The organism is Streptomyces sp. NPDC088197 (assembly GCF_044741185.1).
GTDB lineage: Bacteria > Actinomycetota > Actinomycetes > Streptomycetales > Streptomycetaceae > Actinacidiphila.
The window spans coordinates 353300-370514 of sequence record NZ_JBIUSD010000004.1; the positions used below are offsets into that span (position 1 = coordinate 353300).

General features: G+C 71.5%; 17 protein-coding genes. 10 read left to right on the top strand and 7 right to left on the bottom strand.

Annotated features, from left to right (window positions below):
- Nucleotides 1-23 precede the first annotated feature (23 nt).
- On the bottom strand, nucleotides 24-1232 hold the full coding sequence (locus ACIOC1_RS13645; protein ID WP_391162083.1) for an amidohydrolase: 1209 nt from the start codon (nucleotides 1230-1232) through the stop codon (nucleotides 24-26).
- Nucleotides 1233-1437: 205 nt separating this feature from the next.
- Here ACIOC1_RS13645 and ACIOC1_RS13650 point away from each other — a divergent pair, with 205 nt between their 5' ends.
- Together ACIOC1_RS13650 and ACIOC1_RS13655 are read left to right on the top strand one after the other, a co-directional pair.
- On the top strand, nucleotides 1438-3183 hold the full coding sequence (locus ACIOC1_RS13650; RefSeq protein ID WP_401854067.1) for a serine hydrolase: 1746 nt from the start codon (nucleotides 1438-1440) through the stop codon (nucleotides 3181-3183).
- 89 nt (nucleotides 3184-3272) lie between these two features.
- Nucleotides 3273-4166: a MurR/RpiR family transcriptional regulator gene (locus ACIOC1_RS13655; RefSeq protein ID WP_355345666.1), complete on the top strand. Its 894-nt coding sequence runs from the start codon at nucleotides 3273-3275 to the stop codon at nucleotides 4164-4166.
- A 21-nt stretch (nucleotides 4167-4187) separates the two neighbouring features.
- On the opposite strand, the gene ACIOC1_RS13660 is transcribed toward ACIOC1_RS13655, so the two are convergent.
- The gene (locus ACIOC1_RS13660) at nucleotides 4188-4877 is read right to left on the bottom strand and encodes a TetR/AcrR family transcriptional regulator (RefSeq protein WP_401854070.1); all 690 of its coding nucleotides are present in this window, start codon (nucleotides 4875-4877) and stop codon (nucleotides 4188-4190) included.
- 190 nt (nucleotides 4878-5067) lie between these two features.
- On the opposite strand from ACIOC1_RS13660, the gene ACIOC1_RS13665 reads away from it, so the two are divergent.
- Nucleotides 5068-6504, top strand: a complete 1437-nt coding sequence (locus ACIOC1_RS13665; protein WP_401854073.1) for an MFS transporter — start codon at nucleotides 5068-5070, stop codon at nucleotides 6502-6504.
- 108 nt (nucleotides 6505-6612) lie between these two features.
- Here ACIOC1_RS13665 and ACIOC1_RS13670 read toward each other — a convergent pair whose 3' ends face one another.
- Nucleotides 6613-7128: a hypothetical protein gene (locus ACIOC1_RS13670; protein WP_355345675.1), complete on the bottom strand. Its 516-nt coding sequence runs from the start codon at nucleotides 7126-7128 to the stop codon at nucleotides 6613-6615.
- A 337-nt stretch (nucleotides 7129-7465) separates the two neighbouring features.
- Between ACIOC1_RS13670 and ACIOC1_RS13675 the strand changes: the two genes are divergently transcribed.
- Nucleotides 7466-9088: a hypothetical protein gene (locus ACIOC1_RS13675; RefSeq protein WP_401854076.1), complete on the top strand. Its 1623-nt coding sequence runs from the start codon at nucleotides 7466-7468 to the stop codon at nucleotides 9086-9088.
- Nucleotides 9089-9332: 244 nt separating this feature from the next.
- Entirely contained in the window at nucleotides 9333-11330 is a 1998-nt protein-coding gene (locus tag ACIOC1_RS13680) for a hypothetical protein (protein ID WP_401854078.1), read from the top strand.
- An 83-nt stretch (nucleotides 11331-11413) separates the two neighbouring features.
- On the opposite strand, the gene ACIOC1_RS13685 is transcribed toward ACIOC1_RS13680, so the two are convergent.
- Both ACIOC1_RS13685 and ACIOC1_RS13690 read right to left on the bottom strand, forming a co-directional pair.
- Nucleotides 11414-11887 carry a hypothetical protein gene (locus ACIOC1_RS13685; RefSeq protein ID WP_355345684.1) on the bottom strand — a complete coding sequence of 158 codons (474 nt, stop codon included), beginning with the start codon at nucleotides 11885-11887 and terminating at the stop codon, nucleotides 11414-11416.
- Complete coding sequence (locus tag ACIOC1_RS13690; protein ID WP_401854081.1) at nucleotides 11884-12447, bottom strand: ATP-binding protein; 564 nt, start codon at nucleotides 12445-12447, stop codon at nucleotides 11884-11886. Before ACIOC1_RS13690 ends, ACIOC1_RS13685 begins: the two co-directional genes overlap by 4 nt.
- 244 nt (nucleotides 12448-12691) lie before the next feature.
- On the opposite strand from ACIOC1_RS13690, the gene ACIOC1_RS13695 reads away from it, so the two are divergent.
- The 5 genes from ACIOC1_RS13695 to rpsN all read left to right on the top strand — a co-directional run bounded on the left by ACIOC1_RS13695 (nucleotide 12692) and on the right by rpsN (nucleotide 15490).
- A complete protein-coding gene (locus ACIOC1_RS13695) occupies nucleotides 12692-13573 on the top strand; it encodes a helix-turn-helix domain-containing protein (RefSeq protein ID WP_401854083.1) in 882 nt (293 codons plus the stop codon).
- Nucleotide 13574: 1 nt separating this feature from the next.
- Nucleotides 13575-13814: a DUF397 domain-containing protein gene (locus ACIOC1_RS13700; RefSeq protein WP_317452483.1), complete on the top strand. Its 240-nt coding sequence runs from the start codon at nucleotides 13575-13577 to the stop codon at nucleotides 13812-13814.
- Nucleotides 13815-13870: 56 nt separating this feature from the next.
- A complete protein-coding gene (locus tag ACIOC1_RS13705) occupies nucleotides 13871-14686 on the top strand; it encodes an SAM-dependent methyltransferase (protein ID WP_391045445.1) in 816 nt (271 codons plus the stop codon).
- Nucleotides 14687-14948: 262 nt separating this feature from the next.
- Nucleotides 14949-15185, top strand: coding sequence for a 50S ribosomal protein L28 (gene rpmB, locus ACIOC1_RS13710; RefSeq protein WP_355345697.1), 237 nt, complete (start codon nucleotides 14949-14951; stop codon nucleotides 15183-15185).
- Nucleotides 15185-15490 carry a 30S ribosomal protein S14 gene (rpsN, locus tag ACIOC1_RS13715; RefSeq protein WP_355345700.1) on the top strand — a complete coding sequence of 102 codons (306 nt, stop codon included), beginning with the start codon at nucleotides 15185-15187 and terminating at the stop codon, nucleotides 15488-15490. The genes rpmB and rpsN overlap by 1 nt, the downstream gene beginning before the upstream one ends.
- A 23-nt stretch (nucleotides 15491-15513) precedes the next feature.
- Here rpsN and ACIOC1_RS13720 read toward each other — a convergent pair whose 3' ends face one another.
- Together ACIOC1_RS13720 and ACIOC1_RS13725 are read right to left on the bottom strand one after the other, a co-directional pair.
- On the bottom strand, nucleotides 15514-15966 hold the full coding sequence (locus ACIOC1_RS13720) for an NUDIX domain-containing protein (protein ID WP_401854086.1): 453 nt from the start codon (nucleotides 15964-15966) through the stop codon (nucleotides 15514-15516).
- Nucleotides 15967-16110: 144 nt separating this feature from the next.
- The gene (locus ACIOC1_RS13725; protein ID WP_401310882.1) at nucleotides 16111-17112 is read right to left on the bottom strand and encodes an ABC transporter substrate-binding protein; all 1002 of its coding nucleotides are present in this window, start codon (nucleotides 17110-17112) and stop codon (nucleotides 16111-16113) included.
- Between the last annotated feature and the right edge of the window lie 103 nt (nucleotides 17113-17215).

The following is a 17215-nucleotide window of genomic DNA, read 5'->3' on the forward strand; positions in this document are numbered from 1 at the left end:
CCGCCGAGGGTGGGGGCGGGCCTTCAGGCCACGTCGGCCGCGAGGCGGCTGAGCAGGAAACCGGCCATGCCGCGGACGCCGAACCCCAGCGCCCGCTCGTCGGCCGCGAAGTCCGGTGCGTGCGGGGCGCCGTTCATCCCGGCCTCCGGATTGGCGACGCCGAGGTAGAACATCGCGCCCGGCACACCGTTCAGGAAGAGCGCGAAGTCCTCGCCGTTGAAGGGGAAGGAGGCGTGCAGCACCTCCACCGCGTCCGGACCGAGCGCGCCGCGCAAATACCGCGCCGCGGCCTCGCTCAGTTCCGGCGAGCAGACCATCGCGGGGAACGGCTCGTCCGCGAAGACGGCCGTGGCGCCCGGCAGCGGTTCCACCGCGGCGCGTACGGTGTCGCGGATCTCGGCGTAGCGGCTGTCGGGCCAGGCGCGCAGCGAGACGCGGACGAGCGGGCTGCCGTCGTCGAGCGCGGTCAACTCGGGCCAGGTGACGACGAATCGCGCCAGCGGCCCGTCGGGGTCGCGGAGGTCGGCCAGCAGGCGGTCGTACTCCTCGGGGTTGCGCGGGAGGCGGACGGTGGACAGGCCGTCCACCAGGTCGAGAATCCGGCGCGCGTCGGACGCGGCGTCCGGGCCGGTCAACTCGACCTGGAAATGGTCCTGTCCCGGCAGTCCGTGACCGGGCATGACCGCGAAGGTGCCGACCGGGAACGGCCCGCAGTGCAGCGCGTAGACCTCGCGCGGGGGTGTGTGTTCCAGGGCGCCGTCCTCGATCATGGCCCGCGCTCCGGCCAGCGTCTCCTCGGCAGGCTGGAAGAGGAAGACGATCCGGCCGTGCCAGCGCTCGCGCAGCCGGGCGAGTACCTGGGCGACGCCGACCCCGACGGCCGTGTGCAGATCGTGGCCGCACAGGTGCGCGGTGCCGGGGACGAGGGAGGCGAAGTCGCTCTCGAACAGCTCGTCCAGCTCGTCGTCGTCCACCGCGTCCATGTCGGCGCGGTAGGCGAGGGTGGGTCCCGGTCCCGCGCCGTCGAGCACCGCGACCACGCCGTGGCCGCCGACGCCGGTGGTCACCGTGAGGCCCGCGGCCCGCAGCCGTTCGGCGACCAGCGCCGCCGTACGTTCCTCGGCGCCCGCGGGCTCGGGGTGGCGGTGGATGTCGCGGCGCAGCAGCACCAGGTCGTTGTCGAACTCTTGCGCGATATTGCCGATCTCCTGGCTGTCCAGTGCTGATGGCATGCGTGGGAGGGTACCGGACGGCGGCGCGGGGTTCGTCGCGCCCGACAGCCTTGACCGGTCGAATGGTTGACCCGCGCGTGCGGCGTGAGTAACTTACCGACGCCAGCTGCCATGCGGTAGGAATCCTTCCACTCCCCCGGCGTCCCTTCCCTGCCGCTCCCGACCACTGCTCCCGATCCAGCCGGCCTCTACAGACGAGGTTTCCATGCGGACCCCTGCACTGACGGCAGCCGCGGCGCTGCTCGCCTCCCTCTCCCTCGTACTCGCCGGGAGCGCCGACGCGACCCCGGCCCCGCAGCACGGCGGGAGCGGCCAATTCGACCGGCCGTACTCCGGATTCGCCCCGGCGGACACCGTCCTGCACCGGGGCACCCCCCGGTCGGCCGGGCTGGACGCGGCGCCGATCGACGCCTTCCAGCGGCAGATGGCGGGCTGGGAGGACCCCGCCTCGGGTGCGAATCACCTCTTCCCCGGCGCGACCACACTGATGGCCCACGACGGCGTGGTGGTGGAGCGTGACGCGGGCGGTTACGCGGTCGAATACGCCGACGCCACCCACGAGTTGCCGGCCGACCAGCGGGTCCCGGCGCGTACCGACACCATCTACGACCTGGCCTCGCTGTCGAAGCTGTTCACCTCGATCGTGGCCATGCAGCAGCTCGAAGCGGGCCGGATCGACCTCGACACACCGGTGGCGCACTACCTGCCGGAGTTCGCCACCAACGGCAAGGGCGCCGTCACCGTCGAGCAACTGCTCACCCACACCTCGGGGTTCGACGCCGATCCGGTCCCCTCCCTGTGGCAGGGCTACCCGGATCTGCCGTCCCGCGAGAAGGCGATTCTCGACGCGAAGCCGATCAACGCGCCGGGGACGACGTATCTGTACTCGGATCTGAACATGCTGAGCCTGCAACTGGTGTTGCAGAAGGTGACGGGCAAGCCGCTCGACACGCTGGTGCGCGACGGCATCACGGGACCGCTGCGGCTGACCGACACCGGCTACAACCCGTCGGCCGCGAAGCTGCCGAGGATCGCGGCGACCGAGTACGAGACCAGCCCGGCGCGCGGCATGGTGCGCGGCCAGGTGCACGACGAGAACGCGTGGGCCATGGGCGGCGTCGCGGGCCACGCGGGCGTCTTCTCCACCGTGGACGATCTGGCCGTCCTGGCGCAGACGATCCTCAACGGCGGTACGTACAAGGGCCGTCGGATCCTCAGCCGGAACAGCGTCACGCTGATGGAGCAGAACTTCAACCAGGCGTTCCCCGGTGACTCGCACGGCCTGGGCTTCGAGCTGGACCAGATCTGGTACATGGGCGGCCTGTCGGGTCCGCGCACCCTCGGGCACACCGGTTTCACCGGCACCTCGCTGGTGATCGACCCGCAGTCGCGTTCGTTCGCCGTCCTGCTCAGCAACCGGGTGCACCCGACGCGGAACACGCCCTCGACCAATCCGCCGCGCCGGGCCATCGCCACCGCGCTCGCGCAGGCGATCGCGGTCCGGGCCCCCGGCGGCGGCCCGCTGTGGTACTCGGGGCAGGGCGGCGGCACCACCAGCACCCTCACCACGGGACCGATCACCGCGAAGGCACCGGTCGACATCGACTTCTCGGCGTTCGTCAACACCGAGTCCACCGACCTGCTCACCGTCGAGTCCTCCACGGACGGCGGCACGACCTGGCAGCCGCTACCGCTGCGGGTGACCGGCAAGGGCGCGCCGTCCGGCGCCCCGACCTCGCTGTCGGGGCAGGACGTCCGCGCCTGGTGGCGGGTGCGCGCCGAGCTTCCGCGGGGCGCGGCCGGTGCGCTGATCCGCTGGACGTACGCCACCGACCCGGTCTACGAGGGCCGCGGCGTCGACCTCGCGGGGCTGTCGGTCACCTCGGGCCACCACGACCTGCTGCGGGCCACGGGACTGACCCCGGCCGGCGCCTGGCGGACCGTGCACTGATCCGTCCGTCTGCCGCGGAGCGCTCACCCGCGCCGGGGCTCGCCCGAGGCCACGTTGACCCCGACGATCACGGTGGATACGTTTCCCCCGTGTCAGCCGGTTCCGACAACGAATCCCCCGAGGCGAGTCCCTTGGCGCGCGTCCGGTCGCTGCTGCCGGACCTCGCTCCGGCCGAGCGGCGCGTGGCGGCGGCCGTGCTGGCCAATCCGGCGCTCGCCGCGCGCAGCAGCATCACCGAACTGGCCGAGGCGGCGACGACGAGCGAGACCACGGTCATCCGCTTCTGCCGTTCCGTGGGCCTGCGCGGCTACCCGGAGTTGCGGATCGCGCTGGCCGCGGACGCCGCGCGCGCCGAGACCCGCGACGACCGGCACCTCGGCAGCGACATCACGCCGACCGACGACCTGTCGGAAGTCGTCGGCAAGGTCGCCTTCGCCGACGCGCGCGCCGTCGAGGAGACCGCGCGGCAGCTCGACGTCGACACGCTGCGCCGCGTCGTGGCGGCGGTCGCGGCGGCGGGCCGCGTCGACATCTACGGCGTCGGCGCCAACGCCCTGGTCGCCGCCGACCTCCAGCAGAAGCTGCACCGGATCGGGCGGGTGAGCTTCGCGTGGAGCGACACCCACATCATGCTCACCTCGGCGGCGGTGCTCAGCCCCGGTGACGTGGCCATCGGCCTCTCCCACACCGGGGCGACCGCCGACACCGTCGAGGCGCTGCGGGTGGCGCGCGAGCACGGCGCGACGACCGTCGCCCTGACCAGCTTCCCGCGCTCGCCGATCCACGCGGTCAGTGATCACCTCCTGACGACCGTGGCCCCCGAGACCACCTTCCGCTCGGGCGCGACCGCCAGCCGTATCGCCCAGCTCACCGTGATCGACTGCCTGTTCATCGGCGTCGCCCAGCACCATCTGGACAGCGCACGCAAGGCGCTCAAGGAGACGTACGACGCGGTCGGCGACCACCGGTTGCCGGAGCCGTGACCGGGCGGGTGAGGCCGCCTGCTACGCCGACGGCCGGGGCGTGTGGATGATGCCGTTGAGCAGGACGTCGAATCCCCAGCTCAGACGGCCGGTGCCGGTGCCGCTCAGCAGGTCCATGCCGAGGGCGGCGATATGGGGGTAGGTGTCGGGCGTGGCGGAGAGGATCGCGTTCGCGGCGTCGCTCTCCTCCTGCTCCGCGCCGTCGGCCACGCTGCGGGTGCCCTGTTCGGTGGCGGTGGAGGTCGCGAAGTGCAGCAGCAGGTCCACCGCCCACGCGGTCCGCTCCGCGGGGACGCCTTCGGCCAGCAGCGCGAGCAGGCCGTCGACCAGCCGTAGGTAACCGGGGCCCGCGGGCCTGGTCACCAGCGCGGACTGGGCGAGCCCCGGGTACTCCATCAGGGCCCTGCCGTACGACCACAGGAGCGTGAACAGCCGCTCGCGCCAGTCCCCTGGCGCGGCCACCGGGCCGAGGTCGAGTCCGGCGAGCAGGTCGTCGAGCATGTACGCGCGCAGCTCGGCGGTGTTGCTCACGTAGACGTAGAGCGAGGCCGGGCCGGTGTCCAGCTCCTGGGCGAGGCGGCGCATCGTGACGCGGTCGAGCCCTTCGGCGCGCATGATCTCCAGCGCCGTGCCGACGATCCCCTCGCGGGAGAGCGCGGGTTTGGCGGGCCGGTCGCGGCGGCTGATGGGGGCGGCTTTCCCAGGCGTCATCGCCTCAGCATAACGAACACGTTCGCCCGGCCATGGCGTGATCACGCCCCCTGGAACGAACATGTTCGCTCTGAACGCGTTCGCGACGAACATGTTCGTGTACGGTGGCGGATGTGGTCGGACAGACCGGTCCGATCACGCAATGTCACAGCGGACGTCACCCGACGTCACCCCGGAAGGAGGTCCCGCCATGACCACCGCGACCACGACTTCGACCGCGCCCCGTCCCGCGGGCACCAGCACATCGGCCCGGCTGATGTGGGCGATCCTGGGGCTGGTGCTGCTCGCCGACGCCCTGGACATGATCGACTCGACCGTCACCAACATCGCCGCGCCCACCATCAGCGCCGAGCTGCACGGCGGCCAGGGCCTGATCAAGTGGCTGGGCTCCTCCTACATGCTGGCCATGGGCGTCCTGCTCGTCATCGGCGGGCGGCTCGGCGACAAATTCGGCCAGCGCCGGATGTTCCTGATCGGCATGGGCGGCTTCACCGTCGCCTCCGCCGTGGCCGGGCTCTCCCCCGATCCCGGACTGCTGATCGCCGCCCGTGTGGTGCAGGGGGCCTTCGGCGCCCTGATGATCCCGCAGGGCATGGCGATCATGACCAAGACCTTCTCGCGCGACATGCTCGGCAAGGCGTTCGCGTTCTTCGGGCCGCTGCTCGGCCTGGCCTCGGTCGGCGGTCCGATCCTGGCCGGATTCATCATCGACGCCGACCTCTTCGGCCTGTCCTGGCGGCCGATCTTCCTGATCAACCTCGTCCTCGGCGCGGTCGGCCTGGTCCTGGCGGTCCGGCTGCTCCCGCACGACGACGGGGACCGTACGGTCGTCGTGGACGGGATCGGCTCGGGTCTGCTCGCCGTCACCATGTTCGGCCTGCTCTTCGGCCTGGTCGAGGGCTCGACCAACGGCTGGACGGCCACTCCCGTCCTCTCCCTCGTCGTGGGTGCGGCGGCCTTCGCGGCATTCGCCCGCCGCCAGAGCACGGCGGCCGACCCGCTGCTGAAGGCGTCGTTGCTGCGCAACCGCGGCTTCAGCTCGGGACTGGTCGTCGGGCTCGTGGTCTTCGCGACCACCAGCGGGCTGATCTACGTACTGTCCCTGTTCATCCAGGAGGGCCTGCACGCCTCGCCGCGCACCGCTTCACTCGCGTTGCTGCCGATGACGCTCGGCATCATCGTGGCCGCGGGCGCGTGCATGGCGCTGATCAAGAAGCTCGGCCGCACGCTGATCTTCGTCGGCATCGCGATCCTGCTGGCGGGCGGCGGCTGGCTGCTCGCGCTGGTCGCCCACTCGGGCACCGGCGTGGGCCTGTGGACGCTGGCCGCGCCGATCTTCGTCACCGGGCTCGGCATGGGCGCCTGCTACGGCACGATCTTCGACATCGCGCTCGGCGACATCAGCCCCGACGAGGCGGGCAGCGCCAGCGGCTCGCTCTCGGCGATCCAGCAGCTCGCCGCCGGTATCGGTTCGGCCGCGGTGACCTCGGTCTTCTTCCAGACCGCGGGCGGTGGCCTCGGCCACGCCATGAAGATCAGCCTCGCCGTCGTCCTGGGGCTCAGCCTGCTGTGCCTGCCCGCGGTCGCGCTGATGCCCAAGCGCGCCCCCGAGGAGACCGGCCACTAGCGGGTCAGGCCGCCGCGAGGACCCCGCTCCCTTGGGGGGGGCGGGGTCCCGGCGTGCGTGCCGCGTACCGAGTCGCGCCGGGCGAATCCCGTACGACGAGGTGAACCGCTACCAGGTGAACGCGGTGGACTGGGCGCTGGTGGCGATGCAGTAGACGGTGGTCACCGAGGGCGACGTGGTGACGATCTTGACCGACCAGTTGGTGGCGCTCGGCGTGCCGGACAGCACCCAGGAGTCGGTCTTGTCACCGGCGGCGAGCGTGCCGGTGGACTGCGGGAGCGGGCCGAGGGTGACGGCGCCGGTCATCGCGGGGTTCACGGTGCCGGAGAAGTCGACCTCGGTCGAGCCGTTCTTCTTGACCTTGATGGTCGTGGTGATGCTGTTCGGCGGCACCGTGGTGCCGGCCGGGACCGTGATCGTGGAGGAGCTCAGTTTCAGTTTCTTGACGCCGCCGGAGTCGGTGGCGGTCAGCGTGGCCGTCCCGCTGCCCCAGGTGCCGCAGTTGTAGCTGGCGGTGGCGGTGGCCGGGGTGACGGCGACCGCGTGCGGGGCGAGGGTCAGACCGGCGAACAGTGCGCCGCCGCTGAGGACGGCGATCGTCCCCATACGCTTGGATCTGGACATGGCAAAGCACTCCAATCAAGCAGGGTGAGGGTGCGCCGGGGGACGACCTCGCACAGGCACCCTTGACATCCCGTTGTCGAGTGACTACCCGCTGTCCGGCCCGGCGCGCTGGTCGGGAGTGAAGCCCCATGACCTTGAAGAGTCAAGCGCCACGGGACGACGTGACCCGCGGCTTGACCCGCGGCCGGCGTCGCCCGGTGCGAACGGCGGCCCAACACCGCGAGGTTACCGGCGGGTTCGCATTGACTTCTGCGTCCCGCGCTGTCGCAATGCCCTGGAACCAGCACCTGACGCACCGTCATATACACGTATGCGTCCCGGAGTCAGGAGGCACGCGTTGCATCATGCAGGGCAGATCTCTCTACGGCGCCTCGCGCGGGCGGCGGTGCCGGCTCTGGCCCTGGCCGCGGCCTGCACGCTGGCCGCCCCCGCGGCGCACGCGGACACGGTCACCCCGACCGTGCACTGCGTGCTGCCCGCCGGACAGGGTGAGAACACCGGGCCGCAGTCCGTCTCGGTGACCCTCACCCCGGCCACGGTCGCGCCGGGCGGCAAGGTGCACGCCGAGGTCACCCTCGGACCCTCGCCCGCGACCAGCCCGCTCGCACTGTCCGCCGTACCGACCACGCCGAGCATCTACTTCACCATGTCGGGCGGGGCGACCGGGACGGTCTCGGTGACCGGCCCGACCGTTCCCGTGGACATCCCGGCGGCGCCCGCGCCGATCGTCATCCCGCCCTACGGAGGGGACTTCTTCGTCCCCTCGGACGCGTCGGGACCGGTGACGTTCACGCCGTTGAAGATGAACACGCAGACGGTGGTGCTCGGCAGCACCTTCCAGACGCCCTGTGACATCGTCTCGGGCAGCGGCGGCATCGGCACGGTCACCGTGCAGGGCGGCGGCGGTGGGGCCACCACGCTCACCGCGCCGGCCTCGGCCGTACGTCCCAGCACCTCGGTCGCGCTGAGCGGCAGCGGATTCACCGCGGGGGGCACCCCCGTGGTCTCGCTGTGCGACGCGCAGGGACTGGGCTGCGACCCGTCCCGCTTCACCTCCGATACCCTCGCGATCGACTCGTCCGGCGCCCTCTCGGGGAGCGCGACGCTGGCCGCGTCGTCCGTGATCGCCGACGGCACCTACCAGGTCCAGGTCAGCGACGGCGCCAAGCACGCCACCGCCGACCTCACCGTCAAGGCGTTCGTGCCCACGGGCGCCCGCAGCGTCACGCTCTCGCCCGACCACGGCCCGCTCGGCACCGTGGTGACCGTCAGCGGCCGCAACTTCCACCAGGACCAGTACATCAACGTCTGGGGGGTGGACGCCGACGGCAACCAGACCGCCGACGACGCCGTGTACCCGGTCAGCACACCCGACGGCACCTTCACCGCCGAGTTCACCGTCAACGACCCCGCCACCACCGCGATCCACACCGACGAGAGCGGTGCGGACGGCTCCGACGTGAACGCGAAGTTCACCGTGGGCGACAGCGGTGGCGCGACGGCCACCCAGAAGATCAGCGCCACCGTCACTGCGGGCAATCTCCAGATGACCCAGTCCGGGGACACCATCGACTTCGGCACCATCCCCCTGACCGGACGGTCCCAGACCGCCACCAGCGCGCTCAACACCGTCACCGTCGTGGACTCCCGCGGCGTCGACCTCGGCTGGTCCCTGACCGGCACGCTCACCGACCTGACCTCGGGTCAGAACACCATCCCCGCCTCGGCCGTCCGTTGGACACCCGACTGCGTCCGAAGCTCGCAGAGCGTCGGCACGCCCGCACCGGGCACGCCGGGCCCGCTGGGCAGCACCGCGGCGACACTGTGCCAACTCACCGCGGCCGGCGGCGAGAAGGTCGTCGGCGGCACCGTGAAGGTCAACGCCGACATGGACCTGCGGCTCCCCGCGGTGACGGCGCCCGGCGACTACAGCGCGATCCTCACACTCACCCTCACCTGAGCGCCACGTCCCCGTTCCGCACCAACCGACTCCGACGTCCCTCCTCCTGATCCGTTCCTCCCCCGGGCCCATCTCCCGGGGGAGGAACGGCCCGGACCCGACCCCCGCTCCTTCTCCCCCGGGGCTCATCCCCCGCGGACTCATTCCCCGGGACCCCACCCCGCGGACCTTCTCCCTCTTCCCGGACCCCTCCCGTGCCCAGGCTCAGGGAGGGGTCTGCCATGCCCGAAAGGCGGCGCAGCAGATGTTCCCACCCTTCCACCGCAGGCCCGGACGGGGCTGGCGGGCAAGAATCGCCACGGGCGCCGTCGCGGTGCTCGCCCTCGTCGGCGCGGGTCTGACCTCCGCGACGACGGCCCGGGCCGCGACCATCAACCCGACCGTGCACTGCACGCTCCCGGCGGGTCAGGGCGACGCCACCGGGCCGCAGTCGATGACGGTGACCCTGACCCCGGCCGTCGTCACCCCCGGCGGCAAGGTGCACGTCACCGTCACCCTCGGCGCCAGCCCGGCCATCCCCGGCACCTCGCTGTCCAATGTGCCCACCACGCCCTCCATGGACCTGGCGATGTCCGGCGGCGCCACCGGTACCGTGACGGTCACCGGCCCCACGGTGAACATGAACTACCCCTCGGGGCAGCCCGTCGTCGTTCCCCCGTACGAGGGTGACATCTACCTGCCCGCCAACGCCTCGGGGGCCATCAGCTTCACGCCGACCCGTACCCTCACCAGCACCGTGGTCCTCGGGGGTACGTACCAGACGCCCTGCGTGATCACCGCGGGCGGCGGACCGGTCGGCACGGTCACCGCGCAGGGAGCGGGCAGCGGCGCCTCGCTGTCCGGGCCCACCGGGACGGTCCGGCCGCACACCGCGATCGACCTCGCGGGCGGCGGCTGGACGGCCGGCGGCACTCCGACGGTGTCGCTGTGCGACGCCAACGGCGCGGGCTGCAACCCGGCCGACTTCACGTCCAACACCCTCGCCATCGACAGTTCGGGCATCCTCACCGGCACCGCGACGCTCGCCGACGCCAACACCGTGGCCGACGGCTCGTATCAGATCCAGGTCAACGACGGCACGACCCACGCGAACGCGCCACTGACGGTCAAGGCGTTCGCGCCCACCGGTCCGAGAACGATGACGCTGTCCCAGAACAACGGCGTGGTCGGCACGGTGATCACCGTCGTGGGTCACAACTTCCGCCAGGACCAGTGGATCAACATCTGGGGACTCGACGCCGCCGGGAACGCCCTCGACGACGCGGTCTACGTACAGAGCCTGCCCGACGGCACGTTCAGCACCGACTTCACCATCGACAGCGCCGACCTGGTGGCCGTCTACGCCGACGAGAGCGGCACGGCCGGGACCAGCGTCACCGTACCGTTCACCGTCACCACCACCGCCGTGACGCTCAGCGCCACCACCCCGACCGTCCTTCCCGGCCACGCGGCGACGCTCACCGGATCGGGCTGGCCCGCGGGCACCACCCCGACCGCCGCGCTCTGCGCCGCGGACGGCACCGCGTGCTCGGCCGCGTCCGTCTCGTCGAGCAGCCTGAGCATCGCCTCCGACGGGAAGCTCTCCGGCTCGGTCACCGTGGCGAAATCCGTCGCCAAGGGCTCCTACCAGGTGCAGGTCACCGCGGGCTCGATCCACGTCCTCGCGCCGCTGTCCGTCGCCACGACGTTCATCACGCTCAGCCCCGCCTCCGGTCCCGCGCACACCAAGGTCACGGTCGTCGGCCAGGGCTGGGCGCCGGTCGCCACGGTGGAGATCGACGGGCTCAAGGCGGACGGCTCCCGCACCTCCGACAGCTACGCCACCAAGATCATCGGCCTGGACGGCACCTGGTCGCAGACCTTCACGGTCAACGACCCGGCCACGGTGGCGCTCTACGCGCACGAGTGGCTGATCAACGGGCACACCGCGACCGCCGCCTTCGCCGTCAACGGCAGCACGGCCCCGCCCGCTCCCGCCTACTCGCTCAGTCCGGCCGCGGGACCGGTCGGCACCTCCGTACTGGTCAGCGGGCGGAACTTCGCCCCCGTCGCCACGGTCGTCGTGTCCGGGCGCCGCGCCAACGGCGCCCAGAGCTCCGACTCCTCGGTGCTGCGCGTCATCGGCCTCGACGGTACCTTCGCGCTCGACTTCACCGTGCGCGACCCGGAGACCGTCGGCATCATGGCCGCCGAAGTGCTGGTGAACGGCAAGACCGTCCAACTCCCCTTCACGGTCCGCTGAGTTGTCACCCACGGCCTGCCCGGACCGCCCGCGCGGCGGCTCCGGGCAGGCCCCGTGCCGTTCCGGGCCGCCAGTCGGGGCCGCTACTCGACGGTCATGGCGGGCTGCACCCCGGCGATGCAGCAGGCCGCGAAGTACAGCAGGATCGGGTGCGTGTACGGCACGGCCTGGTCCGGCGGGTGGATGACGTCGTGGCCGCCGGACACGTCGGGCAGCGTCTCGTACGCGGGCACCAGCACGGCCGCGTCGACCAGGTAGCGGGTGGAGGACGGCCACTCCACGTCGATGTCGGAGCCGGTCGGCACGATCCACGACCACTGCCGTCCGTTGGTGAGGACGCAGCCGGAGCTGGGCAGGCAGCCGAGGATCCGCATGCCGTGCTCCGCGGACGTCTCGACCACGTCGCAGGCCAGTCCCGGCGGGAAGTCTGCGGTGGTCGGGACATGGATCCGTTCCCTGGCGGCCGGAGGCCCGTCCACGCGGGGGGCGAGCCAGTCGAGGCGGGTGCCCCGGGGCGGCAGGGCGGAGCGACGGCCGGCCGGGGGGACACGCTTCATCGGGGGTCCTCCGAGTACGTGGCCGACGCGTCGTCGGCCGGGGCGGCGGGCACGGTGAAGGTGGCCCAGGCCGTCCAACCGGCTCCGGGCGAGGGGACGTTGATCCCCCAGGTCGTACTCAGGGCCTCCACGACGACCAGCCCGCGGCCCCCCTCGTCCGGCGGCCGGGCGTCGTGCCGCGACGCGCTGCGCCCCTCGGAGCCGACCTCGACGTAGACCTCGGGACCGCCGCCGCGCAGATGGCAGGTCACGCTGTCGCTGAGGCTGTGCACGATCGCGTTGGTGACCAGCTCGGAGACGACCAGCACGATGTCGTCGCGGACGCCCTCGGGCAGGCCCCAGCGGTCGAGTTCCGCGCGGGCCTCGTGGCGGGCGGCGCTCACGGAGGTCCGGTGGGCGGCGAGACGGAAGACGGCGTACACATCGCCGCTCGGGCGCGATGACGTGATCGGTGGGGTTCGGAGACCCGTTAATGCTGCCATGGCCGTCACCTCTCGTGGGGGCCGCGTATGTGGGGTCGCGGTTGCGCGCTCGGCGGCATCACTGCCGGGCTCGACCATCGGCGTCACTGCCTGTGTCGGTGCTTCCGCGATGACGACGGCTGAGGACGACCGGGCGCGTGGCGGTTCCTGACAACGTAGTCATCATGGTGATCGGCTACGCCGTCGACTCCAACTATGGTGCTGCTACCCTCAACTCGCAAGCCACAAAGTGCAATTCGCAGAATGAGCCAGGGCGGCGGGAGACTGCGGGGCAACATGGCACACTGCGGCGAGCACTGAACATTCGCACGGGGAGGTAGCAATGGCGGCCACCGACAATGGGTGGGGCGGCGGCCCTCCTACGGTGCTGCGGATGATACTGGGACGCCAGTTGGAGGAGCTCAGATCCCGCGCCGGCGTCTCATTCGAGCAGGCCGGCGAGGTCATCGGGGTGAGCCATTCGACGATCCGCCGGATGGAACAGGCCAAGGTGGCACGGCTGCGGCTGTCCGACGTCGAGAAGCTGCTGCGCACCTACGGCATCACGGAAACGGCCGAAATCGAGACCTTCCTCGAACTCGCCCGCGAGGCCAACAAGCACGGCTGGTGGCACACCTACCGCGACGTGATGCCCGACTGGTTCGGCGCCTATCTCAGCCTGGAGCAGGCGGCGGTCCACATCCGCGCGTACGAGGCGCAGTTCATCCCCGGCCTGCTCCAGACCGAGGAGTACGCGCACGCGCTGCTCACCGCGGGCGACCCGCAGGCGTCGGCCGAGGACATCGACCGCAGGGTCGCCCTGCGGCTGGCCCGGCAACAGATCCTGACCCGTGCCCAACCCCCGCTGCTCTGGGCGGTGATGGACGAGACGGTGCTGCACTGGCCGGTCGGCGGACCGAAGGTGATGCGCGCTCAGATCGACCATCTGCTGGAGATCGGCGAACTGCCGAACGTACGCCTTCAGATGATGCCCTTCACCAACGGGCCGCACCCGGCGACCCGCGCGGGGGCCTTCCAGCTCTTCCGGTTCGAGGCCGCGGAACTGCCCGATGTCGTCTATCTCGGCGGCCTGATCGGGTCGACCTACCTCGACAAGCAGGACGAGGTCGCCGCGTACCGCGAGGCCATGGACCGGCTCGCCGCCCAGGCGCCGCAGGAGAAGAAGACCAAGGCACTGCTGGGTGCCCTACGCAAGGAGCTCTGACGTGGATCACATTCGCAACGGCATGAGTGCCGCCGACCTCGGGCCCCACGGCTGGCACAAGCCGTGGAGCGACGATGCCGGCGGAGCGTGCGTCGAGGCGATGAAGCTGCCCGACGGCCGGGTGGCGCTGCGCCAGTCCACCGATCCGGGCGGCCCCGCGCTGATCTACAACCGCCGGGAGATCGAGAGTTTCATCCGGGGCACCAAGGCGGGCGACGCCGACTTCCTGCTCCAGCAGTGACGCCAGGCCGCGCGAGCGGCACCACCGCACATCGACAAGGAAATCCGGAGGACCGCGTGCCCGAGAACGGCTGGCCGGCCGACCGTATCGACACCAAGAACCCGCACCCGGCACGGGTGTACGACTACATCCTCGGCGGCAAGGACTACTACCCTCCCGACCGCGAGGCGGGCGACGCCATGGTGGAGGTGTGGCCGTCGATCGTGCCGCATATGCTGGAGAACCGGAAGTTCATGCACCGCGCCACGCGCTACCTGGCGCAGGAGGCGGGCATCCGGCAGTTCGTCGACATCGGCACCGGCATACCGACCCGGCCGAACGTGCACGAGGTCGCGCAGTCCATCGCCCCCGAGTCGCGGGTGGTGTACGTGGACAACGACCCGATCGTGCTCACGCTCTCGGCGGGCCTGTCCTCCAGCACCCCCGAGGGGCGGACCGAGTACATCGAGGCGGACATGCGGGACCCCGCCGCGATCCTCGGCTCGCCGCAGTTCCGCGAGACCATCGACCTCGGCAAGCCGGTGGGCCTGACGTTCATCGCGATCGTCCACCTGATCATGGACGAGGACGACCCGCTCGGCATCGTCCACCGCCTGCTGGACCCGCTGCCGTCCGGCAGCTACCTCGCGATGTCGATCGGCACGGACGACTTCGCGCCGGAGGAGGTCGGGCGCGTGAACGCCGAGTACACCGCGCGCGGCATGCCGATGCGGCTGCGGAATCTCAGCGAGGCGCAGGCGTACTTCGAGGGCCTGGAGCTGGTGGAGCCGGGCATCACGCAGGTGCACCGCTGGCGGCCGGACGACTCCGTCGACCCCGCGGTGCGGGACGAGCAGATCGCGATGTACGGAGCGGTCGCCCGTAAGCCCTGATCGCCTCCCGTTCCCCTGTGGCCTGGTCTCCGGTGACGCCGGAGGCCGGGCCGTGACGCGTTTCAGGGGGGCGCTGCCGCGTCCCGGACAGGGGGTAGTGCGGCAGTGCGGCAGTCCGGGAGGGCGGCAGTCCGGGAGCCGGTAGCCCGGCGTAATGACATTCGTTTCCATTAAGGTACGGTGGGGCCGGTCGCCGGGCATCGGCGGCGGTCGTCCGGGCCGTCGCGGGCCCTCGCGAGTCCGCAACCGCCCTGGAGGCACCATGTCCGCCCACTGCCAGCTCACCGGGCGCAAGCCCGGCTTCGGCAACGCCATCTCCCACTCCCATCGGCGCACACCGCGCCGCTTCGACCCCAATATCCAGCGCAAGCGCTACTGGCTGGCCTCCGAGGGCCGCTTCGTCCGGCTGACGCTCAGCGCGAAGGGCATCAAGACCGTCGACCGGATCGGCGTCGAGGCGGCCGTCGCCCGGCTGCGCGCCCGCGGGGAGAAGGTCTGATGGCCAAGAAGAGCAAGATCGCGAAGAACGAGCAGCGTCAGGCGGTGGTCGCCCGATACGCGGCACGCCGGGCCGAGTTGAAGCGGATCATCGCCTCCCCCGCCACCACGCCCGGCGAACGGGCCTCCGCGCAGGCCGAGTTGGGCCGACAGCCGCGCGACGCGAGCGCCACCCGGGTCCGCAACCGGGACGCGGTGGACGGCCGCCCGCGCGGCTACTTCCGCACCTTCGGCATCTCACGGGTCCGGCTGCGCGAGCAGGCGCACGCGGGGTTCCTGCCGGGCGTGCGCAAATCGAGCTGGTAGCTGTCCCTCCCTCGCGCCTCAGCTCAACTTCGTTGTGTCCAGGCGTAGATGGCGCGCTTGTAGGAGCTGGGCATGTTCAGCTCGGGGATGCTGTCGAGCGGGAAGAGCGCGGATTCCTTGTGCTCCTCTGCCGTCGGCGGCGGCGGCTGGTCGGGCGGCAGCAGCGAGCAGCCGTACGTGACGACCAGGACGCGACGGCCGGGCGCGGTCTCGTGGATCCACACCCCGTCGTCGATGAGGCCGTCGGCCTCGACCAGCCAGCCGGTCCTCTCCAGCACCTGGCGTTCGACGGCGGATTCGGGGCTGTCGTCGGCCCGTCGTCCGGTCTGCTCGGCGCCCGACTCCAGGTGCCCGCCGGGGAGTTCCCACTCCTCGCGGTCGTTCCTCGACAGCAGGACACGGCCACGCGCGTCGAGCACCACGGCCTTGACGGACACCGGCCACACAGGCGGCTGATACGGCATGGAAATCCTCATGGGGCGAAGGGACTTCGCGGGACCGTAGCACGCGGAGGTCGGCCGGTGTGATCGTCGTGCGGGGCCGCGCGGCCCGGACCCCGTGCCGCTCGGGCACGGGGTCCGGGCGCCGCCGGAGGCGGGCGCGGTCGAGGGCGGCGGGTCTCAGAAAGTGGCTGCCGGGTTGACCTCGGACTTGGTGATGCCCGTGCCGGGCACGTCCCACTTCGCGAAGATCTTCGCGTAGGTGCCGTCGGCGATCAGCTTGTTCACGGCGTCGCTGAGCGCCTTGCCGATCGGTGAGCCCTTCGCCGTCACGAATCCGACCGGCGTGGTGCTGATCTGGCCGAGGTACTTCGTGTGGGGCACATGCGTGGCGTCGTACTTCAGCGCCAGCGTCGGGCCGAAATAGATGTCCACCTTGCCGTTCGCCAGCCCCAGGAAGATGGGGGCGGAGTCGGTGAAGTACTGCACCTTGTACGGCTTCTTCCCGGCGCCCGAGCACTTCGAGGCGCCGTCGGTGAGGATCTGCTGGAAGGTGGAGCCGGGGCTGGTCGCCACCGTCAGCCCGCAGAGGTCGGTGAGCTGGGTGACCGAGTCGACGGGCACGTCCTCGGCGCCGAGGAAGGACTGGCCGTCGTTGAGGTAGGTCGCGAAGTCCACGACCTCCACGCGGGCCTTGGTGACACCGAAGTTGTCCTGGCCGACGTCGTACCGGCCGTTCTGCACACCGGGGATGACGGTCGGGAAGGTGCCGTACTGCACCTTCCACGTGATGCCGAGGACCTTGCCGACGGCGTTGCGCAGGTCGACGTCGAGGCCGATGGGCGTGCCGTCCTCGCTCTCGCCGCCGTGCGGGAGGCCGGTGACGCCCGGCGCGCGGGTGGTGCCCAGGGTGAGCGTGCCGCTGCTCTTCGCCGCGGCGGGCAGCTCCGCCGTCAGCGCGGGGTCGGCCGCGATGCCCGAGACGACGTCCTCGGTCGGGATGGCGGTCGATCCGGCCGACGCGGACGACGACGAGGTGGCGCCGGCTGCCCGGGACTTCGGCGTGCCCGAGTCGTCGGACGAGTCACCGCAGGCGGTCAGCAGGGCGAGGCCGATGACGGCGGTGAGCGTGGCGGCGGCCGGCCGCGGGAGACGGCGGGCGGGGCGTCTTTCGGTGGTCACGGGGGTGCCTTTCGCAGCGGGGTCGAGACGAGTGCGGGCAGGTGTGTGCGCGGCCTGGCGTGAACCGCGCGACGGCGAGCGTCAATGGGAGGAGTGCGGGGGC

Coding starts and splice junctions, on each gene's coding strand:
- ACIOC1_RS13645 (WP_391162083.1), bottom strand. CDS start 1,232: ATGCCATCAGCACTGGACAGCCAGGAGATCGGCAATATCGCGCAAGAG.
- ACIOC1_RS13650 (WP_401854067.1), top strand. CDS start 1,438: ATGCGGACCCCTGCACTGACGGCAGCCGCGGCGCTGCTCGCCTCCCTC.
- ACIOC1_RS13660 (WP_401854070.1), bottom strand. CDS start 4,877: ATGACGCCTGGGAAAGCCGCCCCCATCAGCCGCCGCGACCGGCCCGCC.
- ACIOC1_RS13665 (WP_401854073.1), top strand. CDS start 5,068: ATGACCACCGCGACCACGACTTCGACCGCGCCCCGTCCCGCGGGCACC.
- ACIOC1_RS13670 (WP_355345675.1), bottom strand. CDS start 7,128: ATGTCCAGATCCAAGCGTATGGGGACGATCGCCGTCCTCAGCGGCGGC.
- ACIOC1_RS13680 (WP_401854078.1), top strand. CDS start 9,333: ATGTTCCCACCCTTCCACCGCAGGCCCGGACGGGGCTGGCGGGCAAGA.
- ACIOC1_RS13685 (WP_355345684.1), bottom strand. CDS start 11,887: ATGAAGCGTGTCCCCCCGGCCGGCCGTCGCTCCGCCCTGCCGCCCCGG.
- ACIOC1_RS13690 (WP_401854081.1), bottom strand. CDS start 12,447: ATGGTCGAGCCCGGCAGTGATGCCGCCGAGCGCGCAACCGCGACCCCA.
- ACIOC1_RS13695 (WP_401854083.1), top strand. CDS start 12,692: ATGGCGGCCACCGACAATGGGTGGGGCGGCGGCCCTCCTACGGTGCTG.
- rpmB (WP_355345697.1), top strand. CDS start 14,949: ATGTCCGCCCACTGCCAGCTCACCGGGCGCAAGCCCGGCTTCGGCAAC.
- rpsN (WP_355345700.1), top strand. CDS start 15,185: ATGGCCAAGAAGAGCAAGATCGCGAAGAACGAGCAGCGTCAGGCGGTG.
- ACIOC1_RS13720 (WP_401854086.1), bottom strand. CDS start 15,966: ATGAGGATTTCCATGCCGTATCAGCCGCCTGTGTGGCCGGTGTCCGTC.